Genomic DNA, 20,018 nt, shown 5'->3' with positions numbered 1-20,018 from the left:
CTCCTGGTTGTCTGTCGCATTGCCGGGATGCAGGAACGGGCAGTCATGCGACCTTGAGCTGCCCTGTCTCTTCGTGCCTGTCTTCGCGAACCATGTCGGCGGCCTTCTCGGCCATCATCACCACGGGCGCGTTGGTGTTGCCCGAGACCAGGGTGGGCATGACCGAGCAATCGACCACGCGCAGGCCGGCCATGCCGTGCACGCGCAGCCGCGCATCGACCACGGCCAGGGCGTCGCTGCCCATGCGGCAGGTGCCGCTGGGGTGGAAGATGGTGGCGCCGTGGTTGCGGCAGAACTCCAGCAGCTCCGCATCGCTGTGCGCATCGGGGCCGGGCTTGACCTCGCGCTTCACGAAGGGGCGCATGGCCGGCGTGTCGGCAATGGCGCGGGCTGCGCGCACGGCCGCCACGTTGGTGCGGCGGTCCAGGTCGGTGGCCAGGTAGTTGGGCTGGATGGAAGGCGGCTCGAAGGCATCGCGCGAGCGGATGCGCAACTGCCCGCGTGACTCGGGCCGCAGCTGGCAGACCGACATGGTGAAGCCCGAGTACGGATGGACCTGCCCCCCTGCCATGTCGGCCGACAGCGTGGAGACATGGAACTGGATGTCGGGCGTGGCGGCCACGGGCCGGCACTGCTCGTCCCTGAGCGCACGCATGAAGCAGCCGCCCTGGTTGATGCCCACGGCCAGCGCGCCCGAGCGGAACAGCAGCCACTCCAGCCCCAGCTTGGTCCTGCCCACCCAGGAATTGAGCTGGTCATTGGTGGTGATGGGCTGGCTGCATTCGTAGCCCAGGCGGATCTGAAGATGGTCCTGCAGGTTCTCGCCCACGCCCGGCAGATCGTGCACCACGGGAATCCCCAGGGACTGCGACAGCGCGGCCGGACCTATGCCCGACAGTTGCAGCAGCTGCGGCGACTGGATGGCGCCTGCCGACAGAATCACTTCGGCCCGCGCCTGGGCCTGGCGCTCCTGCCCGCCTTGCCGGTAGCGGATGCCGGTGGCGCGCCGGCCGCGCAGCACCAGCTGCGTGGCCATGGCATCGGTCTCTATGCGCAGATTGGGGCGGCGCCGGGCCTCGCCCAGATAGGCCTTGGCCGTACTGCAGCGCAGGCCCTTGTGGGTGGTGAGCTGGTAGTAGCCTGCGCCCTCCTGGTCGCGGCCGTTGAAGTCCTCGGTGCGGGGCACGCCGACCTGGCCTGCACCGGCAATGAAGGCCTCGATCAGCGGATGCCGGGCGCCGATGTCCGAGACCTTGAGCGGCCCGTCCGCGCCATGGCCCGGGAAGGCGCCGCGCGCATTGCCTTCGGACTTCACAAAGTAGGGCAGCACCTCCTCATACGACCAGCCCGCATTGCCCAGCGCCGCCCAGTGGTCGTAGTCCTCGCGCTGGCCGCGCACGTAGATCAGGCCGTTGATCGAACTGCTGCCGCCCAGCGTGCGGCCGCGTGGCCAGTAGATGCGCCTGCCGTTCATGTTGGGGTCCGGGTCGGTCTCGAACTTCCAGTTGTAGACGGGGCTCCACATGGTCTTGCCGTAGCCGATGGGCAGGTGGATCCAGGGCGAGCGGTCCGGCGGGCCTGCCTCCAGCAGCAGCACCCGCGTGGCCGGGTCCTCGGACAGGCGCGCGGCCAGCACGCAGCCGGCAGAGCCTGCTCCCACGATCACGTAGTCATAGCTGTCGATGGGGTCCGGCATGCGGTGGCTCCTTTTGAGTTTCTTTTGAAGGAACTATTTGTTCCTTTGAGTGAAACTTATTCGTTGCCGCCGTGGACTGCAACCCCGCGCAAACCCTTGCCGCCTCCTGGCGATCAGGCATGATCGAAAGCGTTTCCGGCCTTCCACACGACACGACACCGCCCCATGCCGCCATCCCTTGCCAGCGCTGCCCCGGACCCCACCCCTGCACGGCAGGACGAAGCGAACTCGGTCTCCGACCGCTCGCTGGCCGTGCTCGATTTCGTCACCCAGGCCGAGGCCCCGCCGGGCCTCATGGACATCGCAGCCGCGCTCAATCTGCCCAAGGCCACGGCCTCGCGCCTGTGCTCCCACCTGGAGGCGCGGCAATGGCTGCTGCGCCACGAGGGTGACCGCAGCTTCTCCCCGGGCCCCAAGCTGCTGAGCCTGGCGGTGCGCGCCCTGCAAGCCGACCCACGCCAGGCCCTGCGCCATGAGCTGCTGTCCCAACTGGTGGCCCGTCTGGGCGAGACCTGCAACCTCACCGTGCTGGACGGCACGCGCGTGCGCTACCTGGACCGTGTCGAGACCCACTGGCCGCTGCGCATCCAGCTGGAGGCCGGATCGATGGTGCCCATCCACGCCACGGCCAGCGGCAAGCTGTTCCTGGCCCATATGCCTGCGGCCCGGCGCGCCGCCATTCTGGACAGCGTGGAACTCACCGCCTGCACGGCCAACACGCTGACCACGCCCGAGGCGCTGGCACAGGAGTGCGCGCGCATCGTGCGCGAAGGCCACTCCTGCGACCGCGAGGAATTCATGCGCGGCATGATCGCCGTGGCCGTGCCCGTGCGCGATGCCAAGGGCCAGTGCCGCGCCACGCTGGCCGTACATGCGCCGGAGGCGCGCATGCCGCTGGCGCAGGCGCTGGAGGGTCTGCCGCACCTGAAGGAAACGGCCCAGCGCATGGCTGGCCTACTCTTCTGAGGCGCTGGGCACCCCGGAAAAAAAGGCCCCCACGCTACCCTTGCTGCGCAAGGTCCGTTGCCCCCAGGGGGCCGCTTCTTGCCTTGGGGCGGCCCGGCGGCAAAAAAAAGGGCCTCACTCGGAGGCCCTTGTCGTCACTGGAAGCCCAGTGTATGCGGCAACCAGGTGGACAGCGCGGGGATGAAGGTCAGCAGGCACAGCACCACGAAGTGGGCCAGCAGGAACAGCGGCATCTCGCGCGTGAGATCGGTGATGGACACGCGTGTGGCCACCGAGGTCACGAACAGCAGCCCGCCCACGGGCGGCGTGATCATGCCCAGCGTCAGGTTCACGATCACCACCATGGCGAAGTGCGTGGGATCGATGCCCAGGCTGAACGCAATGGGCGCCAGGATGGGCACCAGGATCATCACGCCGGGCAGCGGCTCCATGAAGATGCCGAACACCAGCAGCAGGATGTTCACCGCGATCAGGAACAGGGTGGGCGACAGCTGCCAGCTCACGATCAGCTCGGACAGGTACTGCGGAATGCCCTCCACCGTCAGCACCCAGGCAAAGGCCGCCGAAGTCGCCATCACCAGCAGCACCGAGGCCGTCAGCATGGCCGAGCGCGCCGCAATGCCCGGCAGTGCCGACCACTGCAGCGTGCGGTACACCCACTTGCCGCAGACCAGGGCGTAGAACACGGCCACCACCGAAGCCTCGGTGGGCGTGAAGATGCCGAAGCGGATGCCCACCACGATGAGCACGATCAGCATCAGCGCGGGAATCGCCTTGAAGCTGTTGATCCACATCGTGCGGCCGTCAGGGCGCGGCTCGGTGGAGCGGTAGTCGCGCTTCTTGCACACCCACCAGTTCACGGCGGCCATGGCCAGCGCGATCAGGATGCCGGGGATGAAGCCGGCCATGAACAGCCCCCCCACCGACACGTTCTCATCCTGCAGCGCGTAGATGATCATGCTCACCGACGGCGGAATGATGGGCCCCACGATGGCCGTGCTGGCCGTCAGCGCCGCCGCGTAGGAGCGCGCGTAGCCGGCCTTGTCCATCATCTTGACCATCATCGAGCCGGGGCCGGCCGCATCGGCCAGGGCCGAGCCCGAAATGCCCGAGAACAGCGTCAGCGACAGCACATTGGCATAGCCCAGGCCGCCGCGCAGATGGCCCACGAACTGCGCTGCAAAGCGCAGCAGCACATGCGTGAGCGCGCCGCCCGACATCAGCTCGGCCGCCAGGATGAAGAAGGGCACGGCCATCAGCGGAAAGCTGTCTATGCCCGTGAACATCTCCTTGAACACGATGAGCTGCGGATAGCGGCCGCCCACGAAGACGGCCAGTGCGGCGGAGATCGCCAGCGCGAAAGCCACCGGAAAGCCCAGCGTGAGCAGGACGATGATGGCGATGAAAAGCGTGATACCCATGATGTGCGTTCGAATCAGTTATTCATGGCAGAGCGATGGAACTGACACGCTCCAAAGCAGGAGACACCAAGCAAGGGCCTGGGCCGGCCGCGCCGCCCCGCAGCGAGGGTGTCGTCCCCTGGGGGAAGGCGCGCAGCGACTCAGGGGGGTCATATGGATGCGGCCGCGTCGGCATCCATCTCGTCCGACTCCGCGAACGAGCCGTCTGCGATATACCCGCGCGCAATGAACAGCAGATGCACCAGCATCAGCACGAAGCCCACGGGCATGGCCGCGTAGACGAAGGAGATGGGAATGTCCGTGGCCGCCGTGGTCTGGAAGCGCGTGGCCCAGACATACTGCGACGAGGCCACCGCCATCACCGCGCAGAACAGGCCCACGCCCAGCACCACGAGGCGGCGTAGCCACTGCGCCTTGCGCGTGCCCACCGAGCGGTGCAGGTTGTCGATGGCCACATGGCCACCGAAGCGCAGCACCAGGCCCGCGCCCAGGAAGGTGACCCAGATCATCATGTGCCGGGCCACTTCCTCGGCCCAGACAATGGAGTCGCCCGTGGTGTAGCGCAGCACCACATTGGCAAACACGATGCAGGCCATGGCCAGCAGCAGCACGATCAGCAGCCAGCGGTTGCAGGCCACAAGGGCGCGTTCGATTCGGTTGAGCATAGGAGTGGGCGAGGGCAGGAGGGGAGTGGCGCAAGGGCCGGGCTGCCGCCGGAGGTCAGATCATCGGCGCGGGCGCCGTGCGGGGCCACAGGTGTTGCCCGCAGCGGGTCGCCCTGCATTGCGGGCCGCAGCCCGCAATGCCTCAGGGGATTACTTGGCGTTGGCGATGGTGTCCAGCGTCTTCTGGCCGAACTTCTTCGCGTATTCCTTATAGGCCGGCTCCAGCGCGGTGCGGAAGGCGGCCTGGTCCACCTTCTCCACCACCTGCATGCCGTGGCTCTTGGCCTCTTCCACGCCCTTCTTCTCCACCGTGTCCACGAACACGCGCGAAGCGATGGCACCTGACTTGGCGCCCTGCGTGAAGGCCGCCTTCTGGCTGTCGTTCAGCGTGCCCCAGAACGAGGGCGACACCAGCAGGGCCATGGGCGCGTACACATGGGCGGTCAGCGTCAGGTGCTTTTGCACCTGCCACAGCTTGGCCGAGGCCAGCACCGAGATCGGGTTCTCCTGGCCGTCGATCGTGCCCTGCTGCAGCGCACCGATCACTTCGGGCCAGGACATGGGCGTGGGCGATGCGCCCAGCGTGCGGAAGGCCGTGATGTGCACGGGGTTCTCGGTCACGCGGATCTTCAGGCCCTTGAGATCGGCCACGCCGTTGACGGCGTGCTTGTTGTTGGACAGGTGGCGAAAGCCCTGCTCGCCCCAGGCCAGCGCGACCAGGCCGCGCTTGCTGAACTTGGCCAGCAGCTCCTGGCCGAAGGCGCCGTCCAGCACGGCGCGCGCATGCTGCGTGTCGCGGAACAGGAAGGGAATGTCCACCACGCCCACATCGGGCACGAAGTTGCTGATGGCGCCCGTGGAGACGATGGCCGCCTCCACCGTGCCCAGCTGCAGGCCCTCGATCAGCTCGCGTTCGCCGCCCAGGGCGGACGCGGGGAACTGCTTGAACTTGTAGGCGCCGTTCGTGCCCTTTTCCACCGCATCGGCCCAGGCCTGGGCAGCCGCGCCGTAGTGCGAATTCACGGCCAGGGCGTAGCCCACCTTGACCTCCTTGGTCTGGGCCAGTACGGCGCCAGCCGAAGCAGCCGCCATGGCGGCCACGCAGGTCGAAAGAAGGGTGCGGCGGATCATTTGCATAGCGGCAGTCTCACTTGTTGTGTGTTGAAAAATGGCCCCCACGCTCCCCTTGCAGGGCAAGGTCCGCGGTCCCCCGCAGGGGGCCGCTTTTCATCCTGGGGCGGCCCGGCGATGAAAAAAAGAGCCCCTGGATTGTAGTGACCACTCCCCTTGTGGCGACCACGTACAAAGCGCTCGTCATGTGCGTTGAGGTGCATCTGATTTGGCGATGTCATAGGTGCTGAAATGACAAACGCCCGATGCGCGCAAGCGTCATCGGGCGTCGGGTTCAGGCGGAGCGGGTCAGCTCATTGCCACTCAGCGTGCCCCGATCCGCTCGAACTCGCTCTCCACCGCCGCATGCGCCTTCAGGATGCTTTGCGAAGGCGCAGGGCCCATGCGGCTGACGACCACCGTGGCCAGCCAGGCCAGGATGAAGCCGGGGATGATCTCGTACAGGCCCAGCCAGCCGAACTGCTTCCACACCAGCACCGTCACGGCGCCGGTGATGATGCCGGCCAGCGCGCCGCCGCGCGTCATGCGGCTCCAGAACAGCGACAGGATGATCACCGGGCCGAAGGCGGCGCCGAAGCCGGCCCAGGCGTAGCTGACCATGCCCAGCACCTTGGAGTCGGGATTGCTGGCGATGGCGATGGCGATCAAGGCCACCAGCAGCACCATGGCGCGGCCGATCCAGACCAGTTCGATCTGGCTGGCGTTCTTGCGCAGGAAGGTGCGGTAGATGTCTTCGGTCAGCGCGCTGGAGCACACCAGCAGCTGGCACGACAGCGTGCTCATCACGGCCGCCAGGATGGCCGCCAGCAGCGCGCCCGAGATCCAGGGGTTGAACAGCTGCTTGGTGATTTCCATGAACACCGTCTCGGCATTGGCGTTCACGGCGGCAGCGCCAGCGGGGTTGGCCGCGAAGTAGGGGATGCCGATGAAGCCCACGGCCACGGCGCCGGCCAGGCACAGGATCATCCAGGTCATGCTGATGCGGCGGGCCGAGGGAATGGTCTGCACCGACGATGCCGCCATGAAGCGCACCAGGATGTGCGGCTGGCCGAAGTAGCCCAGGCCCCAGGCCAGCAGCGAGACCACGCCCACGAAGCTGGCGCCACGGAACAGGTCGAACTTCTCTGCCGCCACGATGGCGTGCAGGTCCTGGCCCGGCTGCAGATGGCCCTGCACGGCCAGCCAGGCGATCACGGGCGCCAGGATCAGGGCCGTGATCATCAACGATGCCTGGATGGTGTCCGTCCAGCTCACGGCCAGGAAGCCGCCGATGAACACATAGGCGATGGTGCACAGCGCGCCCACCCACAGGGCCGTGCTGTAGGGCATGCCGAACATGTTCTCGAACAGGCGCGCGCCCGCCACCACGCCCGAGGCGCAGTACAGCGTGAAGAACACCAGGATCACCACGGCCGTCACGATGCGCAGCACGCTGGAGTGGTCCTCGAAACGGTTGGCCAGGTAGTCGGGCAGCGTCAGCGCATTGCCGGCACGCTCGGTGTACAGGCGCAGCCGCGCCGCCACCAGGCGCCAGTTCAGGTAGGCGCCCAGGATCAGGCCGATGGCGATCCAGGCTTCCGACAGGCCGGACAGGTAGATGGCTCCGGGCAGGCCCATCAGCAGCCAGCCGCTCATGTCCGAGGCACCGGCCGACAGCGCCGTCACGAAGCTGCCCAGGCTGCGGCCGCCCAGGATGTAGTCGGAAAGATTCTTGGTGCTGAAGTAGCCGATGGCGCCGATGCCGAGCATGGCGACCAGGTAGATGGCGAACATGATCGCCGTCGGGTCGTTCCAGTTGAATTGCATTGAAGTGTCCTGCGTTGGTCGTGTTTTTTCGGGTGGTGCGGGGCGCTTGCCAGGGGCCGGTTGTGCCGGCCCCGGCGGTTCAAGCCATGGTCATCAGTTGAGCGTTTCCGCCTGCGGCAGCGGTATTGGTGCTGATGGATTGCTCGTGGAACAGCGCGGCCAGGTCATAGCCGCGGCCCGCGTGCAGCTCGTCGCTGTTGCGGCTTTCCACGCGCACCAGGGCGCCGTCGCGCGCGGCGACCTGGGCGCAGACCTGCAGCAGGGCGTCGCCATCGCCCTCGAACAGCAAGGCCGCCATGGGCGCTGCCGAATCGCCCAGGGAGTCGGCGCTGGCGCTGTGCAGCCATGGCACACCGGCATCGCCCGCAGCGGCGCGCAGCGCCTGCCAGGTGGCGGCGCAGCCGCTGTCGGCGCCTGTTCCGTTGTCGGGCAGCACCGCATGGCAGGCGTTGCCGCTGGCCAGGGCTGCTGCCACCTGGGCCACCAGGCCCAGCGGCGTACGCGGCAGTGCCCAGACGGGGCCGCGCGGCAGCAGGCGGTAGCGGTTGGATTCGCCCGTGGGGCCGGGCAGCGGCATGGCCGCGTCCAGGCGCGATGCGGAGGCTGCCGCGTCGCAAGCGGCCAGGGCCTGCACCTGCTCGTCGGCGGACATGGCATCCGGCGGCGCCTTGGACAGTGTCTCGCGCAGCAGGCCCAGCAGCTGCAGCGGCGCCTGGACGGGCGACTCCGCCCGTGCGAAGACCGACAGCGCCGCGCTGGCAGGCCCCTGCACCAAGCGGTGCAGATACAGCGGGCCGCCGGCCTTGGGGCCCGTGCCCGACAGGCCCATGCCGCCAAAGGGCTGCACGCCCACCATGGCGCCGATCACATTGCGGTTCACATAGATGTTGCCCGCATGCACGCGCTGGGTGAGGTGGGCAATGGTCTCGTCGATGCGGCTGTGCACGCCGAAGGTCAGGCCGTAGCCGGTGGCGTTGATGCCATCGACCAGCGCGTCCAGCTGCTCGCGCCTGAAGCGGATCACGTGCAGCACGGGGCCGAAGACCTCGCGCTGCAGGCGCTCCGTGCTGTCGATCTCGATGAGGGCGGGTGCCACATAGTGGCCGTTGAGCACGCCGTCCTTGCGCTCCACGCGGGTGACCTTCTGGCCCGCTGCGGCCATCTGCTCTATGTGCTCCTCGATCTGGCGGCGTGCCGCGTCGTCGATCACGGGGCCCACATCGGTGCTCAGGCGGTCGGGATTGCCCAGCGTCCACTCCTGCAGCGCATCGCGCAGCATGGTCAGCGTGCGGTCGGCCACCTCTTCCTGCAGGCACAGCAGACGCAGGGCAGAGCAGCGCTGGCCGGCCGAGTCGAAGGCCGAGGCCAGCACATCGGCCACCACCTGCTCGGCCAGGGCCGAGGAGTCCACCACCATGGCGTTCTGGCCGCCGGTCTCGGCAACCAGCGCAATGGGGCGGCCTGCGGGCGACAGGCGGTGCGACAGCTGGCGCGCAATCAGGCGTGACACCTCGGTGGAGCCCGTGAACATCACGCCGGCCACCAGCGGATGCGCCACCAGGGCGGCGCCCACGGTCTCGCCCGCACCGGGCACCAGCTGCAGCGCATCGCGCGGCACGCCGGCCTCGTGCAGCAGGGCCACCATGGCGGCGGCCGTCAGCGGGGTCTGCTCGGCGGGCTTGGCCAGCACGGTATTGCCGGCAGCCAGGGCTGCGGCCACCTGTCCGCAGAAGATGGCCAGCGGAAAATTCCAGGGGCTGATGGCCAGCACCACGCCCAGCGGGCGCTGCGTGGCGTTGTCGAAATGCGCAGCCACCTGGGCGCCGTAATAGCGCAGGAAGTCCACCGCCTCGCGGATCTCGGCCACCGCGTTGGGCAGGGTCTTGCCGGCCTCTCGCATGATCAGGCCCATCAGCGGCTGGCTGCGCTGCTCCAGCAGATCGGCGGCGCGGGCCAGCGCATCGGCGCGGGCGGCGGCAGGCGTGCCGGCCCAGATCGGCGCGGCCTGGGCGGCGCGGGTGGCGCAGGCCTCGGCCTCCGCAGCGGTGGCCTCGCGCACCCAGCCCACGATGTCGGACAGCTCGGCCGGATTGCGCATGGCCTGCCAGCCCTCGGCACGCGCCGGGTCGGCAGGCAGGTCGGCCTCTGCGGGCGCGGCCAGATAAGTCTGGCGCGTGCTGTGCAGCAGTGCGGCGGCCAATGAGGCCAGCTGCTGCTCGTGCGCCAGATTCAGGCCCTGGGAATTGGCGCGGGCCTGCGCGTCTTTCTCGCCCTGCCGTGCAAACAGGTCGGCCGGCAGTGCAATGCGCGGGTGCGGCGCACCCAGCCGGCCTTCAACGCGGGCGATCTTCATCACCTCGTCCACCGGGTCGGCCACCAGCTCGGAGACCGGCACGGAGGCGTCGCCGATGCGGTTCACGAACGAGGTGTTGGCACCGTTTTCCAGCAGGCGGCGCACCAGATAGGCCAGCAGCGTCTCATGGCTGCCCACGGGCGCATAGATGCGGCAGGGGCGGGCCAGCTTGCCTTCGGAGGCCGGGCCCGTCACCTGTGCGTACAGCGGCTCGCCCATGCCGTGCAGGCACTGGAACTCGTACTGGCCGCTGTAGTAGCTGCCGCCCACAGCCTGGGCCATGTGGTAGATGCTGGCCAGCGTCTGCGCGTTGTGCGTGGCGAACTGGGGGTAGACGGCGTCGGGCGCATCCAGCAGCTTGCGCGCGCAGGCCAGGTAGCTCACGTCCGTATAGACCTTGCGCGTATAGACGGGGTAACCGGCCTGGCCGCCTTCCTGGGCGCGCTTGATCTCGCTGTCCCAATAGGCGCCCTTGACCAGCCGCACCATCAGGCGGCGGCGGCTGCGGCGGGCCAGGTCCACCAGGTGGTCCAGCACCTGCGGGCAGCGCTTTTGATAGGCCTGCACCACGAAGCCTATGCCGTTCCAGCCCTTGAGCGAGGGCGCCGCGCACAGCGACTCCAGCAGGTCCAGCGACAGCTCCAGCCGGTCGGCCTCTTCGGCGTCGATGTTCATGCCAATGTCGTACTGCTTGGCCATCTCGGCCAGCCGCAGCACGCGCGGCAGCAGCTCGGCCATCACACGCTCGTACTGCGCTCGGCTGTAGCGCGGGTGCAGGGCCGACAGCTTGATAGAGATGCCCGGCCCCTCGAAGATGCCGCGCCCGTTGGACGCCGCGCCGATCGCGTGGATGGCCTGCTCGTAGGCCTGCAGGTAGCGCTGCGCATCCGCCTCGGTGGCGGCCGCCTCGCCCAGCATGTCGTAGCTGTAGCGAAAGCCCTGCTTTTCATAGGCGCGGCTGTTGGCCAGCGCCTCGGCGATGTCCTGGCCCGTCACGAACTGCTCGCCCATCAGCTTCATGGCGCGGTGCACGCCCTGGCGGATCAGGGGCTCGCCGCCCTTGCCGATCACGCGCGTCAGCGCCGAAGACAGGTTCTTCTCGCTGCTGGTGGATGTGAGCTTGCCCGTCAGCACCAGGCCCCAGGCCGCCGCGTTCACGAACAGCGAGGGCGAGCGGCCCACATGGGCGCGCCAGTCGCCCTTGCTGATCTTGTCGCGGATCAGCGCATCGCGCGTGGCACGGTCGGGAATGCGCAGCAGCGCCTCGGCCAGGCACATCAGCGCCACGCCTTCCTGGCTGGACAGGGAAAACTCCTGCACCAGCGCCGCCACGCCGCTGCCGGCCGGCGCATCGCGCAGGCCCTGTACCAGCCGGGTCGCCAGCTCGCGCACCCTGTCGGCCTGCTGGGCATCCTGGGCGCGTGCCAGCGGCAGCAGCACGGGCAGGCACTCGGGCTCGGGCCGGTGCCAGGCGGCCGTGATCGCGGCGCGCAGCGGCGTCTGCGGCAGGATGGATTGGGCGAATTCCAGAAAGGGTTGCACCTCTTGGCTGGCATTGGGTTGCGCCTCTTCGATCGCGACATCGCCAGGGCTGTCGCCTGCGCCTGCAAGCCGGATGATGGTTGCGCCGCGCTCCAGCGCATCGACGTACTGGACGACGGCCTGCTTGATCAGCCAGTGCGGTGTGCGACCCATCTGCTGGGCTGCGACGCGGATGCGCTCGCGCAAGGCGTCGTCGACTTTGATGCCTACGGTGGTGGACATAATGGATTGGAAAGGGAAAGTGGTTTTTCGATGACTGGGGTGCAACCGGATTCGGCGTGATTTCACATGGGTTGCACCTTTTTTGATAGGGGGTAAACCCTTTGTGTTTGCCCAGGTAGGCTGGGTCCCGTGGAGCCCGTCCAGGCGGGCCGCTCTCACGGCCTCTCGGGTCTTCCCCCGGATGGCTCCAGCGCCTGCGCTTACTGATAGTGGATGGTGAACTCTGCGGAAGCATTGGCGCTGCCGGGTACAACCCGTTCTTCCGTTTGAACGTAGCGCCCCTGCAGCGGAATCGAGAACGCCGTCTGCCCTTGCGGAACGTCGCCAGCCAACCATCGGCTGGTGCCGTCCGCCTCTGAGCCGAACCGCACCGGCTTGCCGTTGCTGAGGATTTGCGCGGCAATGCCGCGTGCCGTGGAGGTCCTGTTCAGCGTGAGGTTGGAGGACGTGTTGTTGCGGTCGGTCACATCGGTCAGCGTCACGTACACCTGCGTTGCGGTTCCTGTATCGCCACCCGAGCAGTCCAGCTGAACGCTCTGTTCCTCGCTGCTAGCGCTGGTGGCTCCCACGCCACCGGACGACCTCATGAGTACGGCGCCCATGTCGAACCTTATTTCTTTCATCCTGACCTTGCAGGTAGGAACGCGGGGACGAATGACGACCGGGGCCGCGAAACGAAAATCGACCAGCAATTGTCCGGCCGCATCATTGGCGCGGGATTGAGCGAAAGAGCCAGATAAGATTCCACCGCTGGTGATGGGACCCATTTTGATTAATTCGATATCATAATAAAAGCTCGCTTCATTCCAATTGCCACTTGTCTTTGGAACTGTTGAGTAGACCAAAAAAGGGAACGGAATTGTGAAGGCGCTTAATTTTAACTTGATGTTCTTGATGGTTCCAGGGGCTGCATAGAGACCATTTTCATGAGGGCCGATGCCTGTGAGGTAGTCTTCTATTCCAGGAACACATTCAAACTGTGGTTTCTTGGATTCTGGGATTTTATTGGTAAGTTTCAACGGACCGCTGTATTTGTAGATGGTGCTTCCAATGTTGTAGTCACCAGGCGCGAATTCGGGAACTGTCATGCCGGAGAGCTCGGCCGTAAAGTACGGCAAGCCGTCGCTGGTGTTCAATTTGCACAAGGCCCATGTGGAAGGGGTAGTCAAGGCCCAAGTCAATGGAATAAATGAACTTTTGAGGATGCGAAGTGCATTTTTCACGGAGTTTCCTTTCGAGCATCAGGTAAGGGCTGCCCAATGCACCCATGAACGTTGATTCCCCAAAAGCTCAGAAGTACCAGACCGTGCTACTGATAGCTCATCGTGAATGTGGCATCACCATTGGCCTTGCCCGGCGTCACCTGGGCGGCGGTCTTCAGATAGCGAGCCTTCAAGGGAATATCCAGTTTGCCTTGCCCAAATACGGCGCTGCCTGCAAACCACTGGTTGGTATTGCCCGCGGCTGCGGAGTTCTGGCCGAATTTCAATGGAGTATCGAGCCTGGTGATCTGGATGGCTACGCCTGTTGCGTTGGATGCCTGGGACACCGTTGCGCTGTTGCCCCCAGCGCGATTCAGCGAAATATTGAAGGCTTGTTCGTTGGCTGTGGTGTCCACGGGCGTGGAAGACGGAAAGAACACATTCCCCAAAGGAAGATTTATGGTGGAGGCGGATACGCGGCAGGTGGGCACCTGAGGGATGATTTGTACTGGTGTGATTGTTTGAAAATCGACCAAGAGTTGGCCAGAATTGCTGCCGGCACGGTATTGCAATATTGAACCGCTCAATTTTTCAATCTGCTGCGTGCCGCTGGCGCGTAAATGGGCGCTATCGAAAAGCTTGTCGGTTGCCGCACCATGTGGTGTTTCCTGGGCGAGCGCGAACCCTCTTTGGGGAAGAGGGCTCACCTCAGGTTCAGGTCTTGTCCGCCGCCTTCAAGGCGCTGATCTTCAGGCTGGGCTGCAGGATGGCCAGCGGACGGTCAGCCCGCAAGGTTTGCTGCGGCGGCTTGTGCTTGCCGGTGCCTGCGTCGTGCCCTGCCGCTACGGGAGTTCTGCCCGCGTTGCCGATGACTGGTGCAGTGGTGGGCAAGGCGCTGATCTTGACGCTCATGCGCAGGCCGTCCAGGTCGCGCTCCAGCTGCAGTGCCTGCTGGCTGCCGCTCGGCTGTGTGGCACGAGCGGGCAGCACTGCCGCCGCAGTGACTGCCGGGGCGCTGGCGACTGCCGTGGCCGGTGCCGTTGCTGCCATGCGTTCCTGGGTGATGCCGGCCAGAGCCACAGCCGACGCAGCGTTGGAGGCTGGGGCGCCGGCCACGGCTGTCTTGGCATTGGTGGTTGAGGTTGCCGCGGTCTTGCCCGGCTTGGCAGATGCCACGTCGGTGGCCGCAGGCAGCAGCTTGTTGCTGGCCACGCAGGGCAGTTCCAGGCTTTGCGGCGGCTGGTGGGTGGTGCTGCGCTTTCTTTCAGGCAGCGTATAGGAGAGGTTGCAGCCCACCATGCCGGTGTCGGTCTTCCACTGCACCTGCAGCTCGCCCTGGTCTGATAGCCCGCGCGCCAGCAGCTTGCCGGCCTGGCCGATCACGCCCAACTCCTTGCCGTCCATGTCCAGCACGCTGGCGCCAAAGGGCACAGGCATGTTGCCGGCCTGCCGCGCGCGGATCACGGCCGAGCGGCCGTAGGCCGTCTTGAAGACCAGCAGCGGCACGGCACCGGCCAGCGGCGCGACGTGCTGGCTGGTTTCCTTGAGCTCAACGTCGGTGGAAAGGCCCTTGGGATCAATGGAGACCTCGTTCATCGAGAACGGTGTGAGGTAGGGCACGACGGCATAGCCCCGGCTGTCCACCTTCACTCCGGGCGCGTTGTTGATGCGCGCGCCCTCCGCGTTCTTGGCCTCCACGATGGCAAAGGTGTCAGACACCGATTGCGACAGCGTCACGCCGCCCGGGTGGGCCACGATGGCGCCACGCGCGCCTACCGAGAACTGCTGGTAGCCGCTGCTGGCGCTGACGCTGCCGCTGAGTTCGGTCTGCGATGCGCGGTAGGTGGCGTTGGCGCTGGCACTGGTGCTGCTGCCATTCATGCCACCGGTGTTGTGGTTGGCGCTGAGGCCGTAGGAGATGGCGTTGTCGTCGCCCAGCAGACCGGACAGGTTGGCCTGGGCCTGCACGCGGCCGCGCGAGTCGCGGTTGGTATTGGTGGAAAGCATCATGCCGCGCTCCATGCTGAGCGGAATCGACAGGCCCACGTGCAGGAACGTGTTGGACTGTCCCCAGGCATCACGCTGGCGCGCCGCAGAGAGGTTGTAGGAGATGTTGCGGAACGAGTTGCTGTAGCCAATGGCGTAGTCGACGTTGGAGCCCTGTCGGTTCCAGTACTTGGCAGTGGACGCCGTGAGGCTGAGGTTGCCTCCCCCAGGCCCGAACTGCTGTCCCATGACCAGGGAGGCGCGGTTGCGCGGCCGGTACAGGTCCGTGGAGGGCCGTAGCAGATTGGCCTGATCCCGTGCGCGCATGGCGTCGTTGAGGCCGAAGAATCCGTTGGTGGAGTAGCGATAGGCGGCAATGGCCACGTGGGTGCCGGTCTGGGCAAAGGATTTTGCGTAGCTGGCCCGCAGGCTCTGCCCGGAAAAGGAACCGTCGTGGGGGATGCTGGTGGAGGCGTGCGTGATGTCTGCACCGAAGGCGCCCCAGGGCGTGGTGAGCGCTGCGCCAATCATGGGCGAGATATGGCCCTTGGCCAGGGACACGCCGCCGTAGCCTGTCAGCATATTGGTGAAGCCGTGCTGCCACGTGGCCTGGGAGAACATGGGCGAGGTGTTGGGCAGGTGGCGCACCACGCCCGCAGTGAGGCTGTATCGGTTCTGCCCTTCACGCAGCGACAGCGGCACGGCCGCGTAGGGAACGGAGAAGCTGCGCACGGCGCCATTGGCCTCGGTGATGCTGACTTGCAGGTCGCCACCGTAGCCCGTGGGATAGAGGTCGTTGATGACGAAGGCGCCGGGCGCCACCGTGGTTTCGTAGAGCTTGATGCCGTTCTGCGTGATGGTGACTCGGGCATTGGTGTTGGCCACGCCGCGCACCACGGGCGCGTAGCCGCGCTGGGAGTCGGGCAGCATGCGGTCATCACTGTTCAAGCGTATGCCGCGAAACGAGGTGGAGTCCATCAGGTCGCCACCCGTGTAGGTGTCGCCCAGTATGAGCTGGGAAGACCAGTCGGCAATGTCGCGCTGTGCGTAGGTAGAGATGTTCTGGTAGTTGCCCCGTCCAGTGTCCGCCCAGCTGAAGGAGCCGTTGTGCCGGAAATGCCAGCGGTCGATGTTGACGCCGCCGTTCAGGCCCAGGTAGCTCTGCGTGGTGTTTTCTGCGTTGCTGGAGCGCCCGTGGTAGGTGTTGAACTGGTAGCCGAGCAGGCCGACAGGCACGCCGGCGCTCCATTGGTCGGGACTGACATAGCCGCGCACCGAACGGCGTAGCGAGGCCTGGGGCACGCTCAGGTCCAGTCGCTGCTTGCCGAAGTCGAAACTGGTCAAGGCGCCCGCAACGATCTGGTCCAGACGGTTGCAGCCACCGTCGGCCGCCAGCTTCAAGGCGGCCTCGGGCGGCAGGCGTGAGAGGTCGATGCCCACCTTCTCCAGCAGGGCCTTGTCCAGGCAGGGCAGCGCGTCCTGTGAGCCGGACTGGGCCTTGAACTGCACTTCGCGGCGGCCAACCCAGTTGCCGTTGATGTAGATGTCGGGGCTGTAGTTGCCGGGCGTGACCACGTTGGCGCGCGAGTAGCGCGAGACGTCAATGGTCTGCTTGCCGGTGTTCAGAAAGCTGGGGTCGAAGTCGACGGCAGCCGGCGTGGGCTGCCACTGGCCGGTGGACGTGGAGGTCGTGACTTCCTTGACCTGCTGCCCCTGCTGGGCCTCGGACTGCCAGCACACCAGCACGGAGAGCAGCAGCGCATGGCCGGGCTTCAGTTGGAAATATCCGGCAGGGCCTTGGCCTGGCCCCGGCATTGTTCCTTTTCCTTGCCTTGTATGCCGGCTTTTGATTCCCTTTTCTGAATCTGGAAAGAATGGCCTGATCATTTGCTTATCTCCTAATGCTGTGCGCCCGATGCAAAGCGAACGGCCAAGGCCGATGTGCCAGTCCCGGTAAAGAGACCGATGCCGTTTCGCCGGGTATTAACGCTGGGTATCGGTGTGCTGGCCGGGCTGAAAATGCAGTGGCATTAGATAATCAGGCCGGAAAGGACGGGGGATTCGCGTGGCTGTGCTCGCATTGCCCTGTTTATTGGGCGGAATTTCCGATTCTGGCTTCGTGGTTGAGACTGGCGCCCCAATCATTGATGCTGCTGAACATCACCGTGGCACCTGCCGCGCCAGCCATATTGACACCCGCAGGTTCCTTGATTGGAAAGGTGGCCACCTGGCCGGGAAGAACGGGCCCGACGCCTGCCTCGAAGGATTTGCCGCCGAGTTGCACTTCAACGCCAGCCACATTGACCACAAAGGCGCTGGGATTGCGTGCTTTCAACACAGGCTGATTTTTAGCGTCAACGTCTACCGACCATTGAAGCTGGGCAGGAGCTTCCTGGGCATTGCCGGGCAGGTTGCTGGGTCGGTACATGAGCTTGACACGGGTGCGAAAGGCGAACTGGAGATTGTTGGAGTCGCCTTCCATTTCCGCCTTGGGCGGGACGTCCAGCACGTTGAGCCAGAACAGGGATTCCTTGTCGGCAGGCAGTGCTTCGCCCGAATAGATGATGCGCAACGTCTGGCTCTTGCCCGCCTCGATGCGCATGATGGTGGGCGTGATGACGAAGGGAACGTCGATGTTCTCAGGCGATTCCTGGTTGTTGCCCTTGTCCAGCCAGGTCTGCACCAGGGCAGGTTTGCTGCCTTCGTTGGTGAGCTGGATGGTGGCTTCCTTCTCGCCACTGGGGAAGATGATGCGCGTGCCCGTCAATGTCACGCTGGCCTGTGCCGCCGTTCCAAGAAGAAGGGACAACAGGATGGCAGCAAGCCCATATGAACGTTTGATCGTCAGCATCGGAGAACTCTCTGGGTTTTGAGCGAAAGAATGGGGCCGGGCCCATGTCACGAAAGCAGAAGACACGGCATATCGACTACCGCAAGGCGGCCGATATGCCTGAAAGTCAGTGATTACTGATAGACCAGCGAGTAGGTCACCGAGGTGTCGGTGCGGCCTGCGGTCACGGGGCCGGTGGCCACGTATTCGGAGGCGAAACGCATGACGGCCCGGCCCGTGCCACCGACCTTGTTGTCGATGTCCACAAAGCGTGATTGGGCGGAACCGATCTTCAGACGCTCGTTGTTGCTGGGATCCACGATGGCGATCTGGACACCGGAGGCCACGGTGGGCGCACCAGTACCGCTGGCAGCTGCAGGCTTGAGCATGCCGGTGACCAGATCCACGTTGGGGCCGGCCTCGAAGAACACGGCGACTTTGGAGACAGGCGTCGTGGCGGTGGCGCTGGAGGCCAGCTCGCAGCCACTGAGTTCCAGCGAGAACGCCTGGCGGCCGACCGTGGCACCCACGGTGGCCAGCTGGTTGTTCGCCACGTTGGGCAGCTTCACGCCGTCCTTGGCGGCGCCGGCGACCGTGGTGTCCACCTTGCAGGTGGTGGTGACCACCTCGCCCGTGAAGTTGATGGTGCCGTCTGCTGCTTGAGCGGTGTTCATGGCCATCATGACCAGGCTGGCGACCGATGTCAGCAATGCGATCTTTTTCATGGGTATTCCCTCGAGTTGAAGAGATAAATGAAATTCCAGCAGCGATGAATGCGCTGATGGAATAAGAGATTGTGTGAATGGTTGAGTGGTTAATAAATCATCAGTGTTCCATGTTCACCTCATCAATCCAATGGTTGGTAACTGTCAGCATGGTCAATGATTTGCAGGGGTTGCGATCATGCTGGAATAGGTGGTGGCGCTGACATGGAGAAATTGTTCGGATGAGGGAGCGTTGGCGAGGGATGGGCGAGGTTTGTTTCTCTGGCATGTTTGGAATTGAATTGCTCAAAGACACCAGTGCCCAATGGCGCGGACGGGGTTCAGGAGAGAATATGTCAAAGAAAAAGGCGAAAAAACCTGTTCTTTGGGTATGTGATGGATTCTAGGTGTGCGCCGCCGTTATATGAAATAGGGCGCATTCTGATTATTTGAGCCTGAATCTAGGAATAGTCCTAGATTTGCTCTGTCGAATGGGGGAAAGAGGGTGCGCAGCCCGCCTGCGCCGGGCGGTTGCCTGTGCTGAGGGTGATGGTGTCTGCGGAGGGGGCGCGGGTCCCGCAGATCAGGAGGGGTGGTCGAGGGCGAAGGTCTGCAAGGGCAGCACCGGCCCTCGGCCCTGTGGATCAGGGGCGCTGGGACAGCAAATACTGCGCCATTTCGGCAAAGCCGTCGCCGCGCTCGGCCTGCGTGACATGGCGAGGCAGGTGCTTGAGCTGGGGCACGAAGCGCGCGATGTTGGCCACGCCTAGGCTGTGGGGCATGTGCTCGAACATCAGCTGGTCGTTGGTGGAGTCGCCGATGTAGATCCAGCGGTCCAGCGTGGCGTCGAGGTCGATGTCGAACAGGGTGCGCAGGATCCATCGCGCGCCTTCGAGCTTGTTGTGCGCGCCAAACCAGCCGTTGATGTGGATGGAGCTGACGGTGGCGTTCATGCCCGCCGCCTTCATGATGGCCACGCACCGGTCAATGTCCTGCTGGGGCATCTGCGCGAATTCGCTGTGGTCCACGGCAATGTCGCATTCGCGGCCCGCCGAGTCGGTGGCGCGCAGCGCGCCGGGCACGGTGGCCTCGATCTCGGCCAGCACCTGCTGCATGCGCGCGTAGTTTGCAGTGCGTGTGGCCTCGTCCTGCTGGTAGAGCTTGTCCAGCCCGCCCTGCGCATTGCGCCGCAGTGCCACGGCGCCGTTCTCGGCCACGATGGCATCCACGGGCCAGGCCTGGGCAAACGGCTCGCTCCAGCCTACGGGGCGGCCGGTGATCGGTACCACGCGCAGCCCGGACTGCTTGAGCTGGGCAATGGCATCAACGACATGGGCCGGCACCACGCCTTCCGTGGTCAGGGTGTCGTCGATGTCGGTGAGGATGCCGAGCGGCGATGCGGGAGGTGTCCAGAGGGACAGCGGCTGGAGGGTTGTAGGCACGGTCGTCAAAATGCAAAAAGCCGCCCGGGGCGGCTTGTAAAAGGGCAGCGTT

At 65.4% G+C, this 20,018-nt stretch carries 13 protein-coding genes; 1 reads left to right on the top strand and 12 read right to left on the bottom strand.

Annotated features, from left to right (window positions below; translation table 11 throughout):
* Window positions 1-43: 43 nt before the first annotated feature.
* On the bottom strand, window positions 44-1,696 hold the full coding sequence (locus tag ACF8O7_RS16790; protein ID WP_126312703.1) for a GMC family oxidoreductase: 1,653 nt from the start codon (window positions 1,694-1,696) through the stop codon (window positions 44-46).
* Window positions 1,697-1,861: 165 nt separating this feature from the next.
* On the opposite strand from ACF8O7_RS16790, the gene ACF8O7_RS16785 reads away from it, so the two are divergent.
* Window positions 1,862-2,662, top strand: a complete 801-nt coding sequence (locus tag ACF8O7_RS16785) for an IclR family transcriptional regulator (RefSeq protein WP_012207743.1) — start codon at window positions 1,862-1,864, stop codon at window positions 2,660-2,662.
* A 134-nt stretch (window positions 2,663-2,796) separates the two neighbouring features.
* Here ACF8O7_RS16785 and ACF8O7_RS16780 read toward each other — a convergent pair whose 3' ends face one another.
* The 11 genes from ACF8O7_RS16780 to ACF8O7_RS16730 all read right to left on the bottom strand — a co-directional run bounded on the left by ACF8O7_RS16780 (window position 2,797) and on the right by ACF8O7_RS16730 (window position 19,966).
* The gene (locus ACF8O7_RS16780; protein WP_016452769.1) at window positions 2,797-4,083 is read right to left on the bottom strand and encodes a TRAP transporter large permease; all 1,287 of its coding nucleotides are present in this window, start codon (window positions 4,081-4,083) and stop codon (window positions 2,797-2,799) included.
* A 149-nt stretch (window positions 4,084-4,232) separates the two neighbouring features.
* Window positions 4,233-4,748, bottom strand: coding sequence for a TRAP transporter small permease (locus ACF8O7_RS16775; RefSeq protein ID WP_013800419.1), 516 nt, complete (start codon window positions 4,746-4,748; stop codon window positions 4,233-4,235).
* Between the two features lie 150 nt (window positions 4,749-4,898).
* On the bottom strand, window positions 4,899-5,885 hold the full coding sequence (locus tag ACF8O7_RS16770; protein ID WP_016450058.1) for a TRAP transporter substrate-binding protein: 987 nt from the start codon (window positions 5,883-5,885) through the stop codon (window positions 4,899-4,901).
* A 297-nt stretch (window positions 5,886-6,182) separates the two neighbouring features.
* Window positions 6,183-7,685 carry a sodium/proline symporter PutP gene (gene putP / locus ACF8O7_RS16765; RefSeq protein WP_046984091.1) on the bottom strand — a complete coding sequence of 501 codons (1,503 nt, stop codon included), beginning with the start codon at window positions 7,683-7,685 and terminating at the stop codon, window positions 6,183-6,185.
* Between the two features lie 79 nt (window positions 7,686-7,764).
* Window positions 7,765-11,802, bottom strand: coding sequence for a trifunctional transcriptional regulator/proline dehydrogenase/L-glutamate gamma-semialdehyde dehydrogenase (putA, locus tag ACF8O7_RS16760; RefSeq protein WP_016452767.1), 4,038 nt, complete (start codon window positions 11,800-11,802; stop codon window positions 7,765-7,767).
* A gap of 200 nt (window positions 11,803-12,002) precedes the next feature.
* A complete protein-coding gene (locus ACF8O7_RS16755) occupies window positions 12,003-13,025 on the bottom strand; it encodes a fimbrial protein (protein WP_016452766.1) in 1,023 nt (340 codons plus the stop codon).
* Window positions 13,026-13,111: 86 nt separating this feature from the next.
* Complete coding sequence (locus ACF8O7_RS16750; RefSeq protein ID WP_227469629.1) at window positions 13,112-13,711, bottom strand: fimbrial protein; 600 nt, start codon at window positions 13,709-13,711, stop codon at window positions 13,112-13,114.
* Between the two features lie 7 nt (window positions 13,712-13,718).
* Window positions 13,719-16,805, bottom strand: coding sequence for a fimbria/pilus outer membrane usher protein (locus ACF8O7_RS16745; RefSeq protein WP_016452764.1), 3,087 nt, complete (start codon window positions 16,803-16,805; stop codon window positions 13,719-13,721).
* A 274-nt stretch (window positions 16,806-17,079) separates the two neighbouring features.
* Window positions 17,080-17,841: a molecular chaperone gene (locus tag ACF8O7_RS16740; RefSeq protein WP_016452763.1), complete on the bottom strand. Its 762-nt coding sequence runs from the start codon at window positions 17,839-17,841 to the stop codon at window positions 17,080-17,082.
* Between the two features lie 113 nt (window positions 17,842-17,954).
* Window positions 17,955-18,545: a fimbrial protein gene (locus ACF8O7_RS16735; protein ID WP_016452762.1), complete on the bottom strand. Its 591-nt coding sequence runs from the start codon at window positions 18,543-18,545 to the stop codon at window positions 17,955-17,957.
* Window positions 18,546-19,168: 623 nt separating this feature from the next.
* On the bottom strand, window positions 19,169-19,966 hold the full coding sequence (locus ACF8O7_RS16730) for an HAD-IIB family hydrolase (RefSeq protein WP_034349002.1): 798 nt from the start codon (window positions 19,964-19,966) through the stop codon (window positions 19,169-19,171).
* Between the last annotated feature and the right edge of the window lie 52 nt (window positions 19,967-20,018).

It is taken from the genome of Delftia sp. WSY_16 (assembly GCF_043104415.1).
Lineage (GTDB): Bacteria > Pseudomonadota > Gammaproteobacteria > Burkholderiales > Burkholderiaceae_C > Comamonas > Comamonas tsuruhatensis.
The sequence above is the reverse complement of the archived record's forward strand: the minus strand, read 5'-3'. Positions and strand labels throughout refer to the sequence as shown.

What these genes read in the sequence shown, in the direction of transcription:
- ACF8O7_RS16770 (WP_016450058.1), bottom strand. Translation starts at nt 5,885, where the DNA reads ATGCAAATGATCCGCCGCACCCTTCTTTCGACCTGCGTGGCCGCCATG.
- putA (WP_016452767.1), bottom strand. Translation starts at nt 11,802, where the DNA reads ATGTCCACCACCGTAGGCATCAAAGTCGACGACGCCTTGCGCGAGCGC.
- ACF8O7_RS16775 (WP_013800419.1), bottom strand. Translation starts at nt 4,748, where the DNA reads ATGCTCAACCGAATCGAACGCGCCCTTGTGGCCTGCAACCGCTGGCTG.
- putP (WP_046984091.1), bottom strand. Translation starts at nt 7,685, where the DNA reads ATGCAATTCAACTGGAACGACCCGACGGCGATCATGTTCGCCATCTAC.
- ACF8O7_RS16785 (WP_012207743.1), top strand. Translation starts at nt 1,862, where the DNA reads ATGCCGCCATCCCTTGCCAGCGCTGCCCCGGACCCCACCCCTGCACGG.
- ACF8O7_RS16740 (WP_016452763.1), bottom strand. Translation starts at nt 17,841, where the DNA reads ATGCTGACGATCAAACGTTCATATGGGCTTGCTGCCATCCTGTTGTCC.
- ACF8O7_RS16790 (WP_126312703.1), bottom strand. Translation starts at nt 1,696, where the DNA reads ATGCCGGACCCCATCGACAGCTATGACTACGTGATCGTGGGAGCAGGC.
- ACF8O7_RS16780 (WP_016452769.1), bottom strand. Translation starts at nt 4,083, where the DNA reads ATGGGTATCACGCTTTTCATCGCCATCATCGTCCTGCTCACGCTGGGC.
- ACF8O7_RS16745 (WP_016452764.1), bottom strand. Translation starts at nt 16,805, where the DNA reads ATGCCGGGGCCAGGCCAAGGCCCTGCCGGATATTTCCAACTGAAGCCC.
- ACF8O7_RS16735 (WP_016452762.1), bottom strand. Translation starts at nt 18,545, where the DNA reads ATGAAAAAGATCGCATTGCTGACATCGGTCGCCAGCCTGGTCATGATG.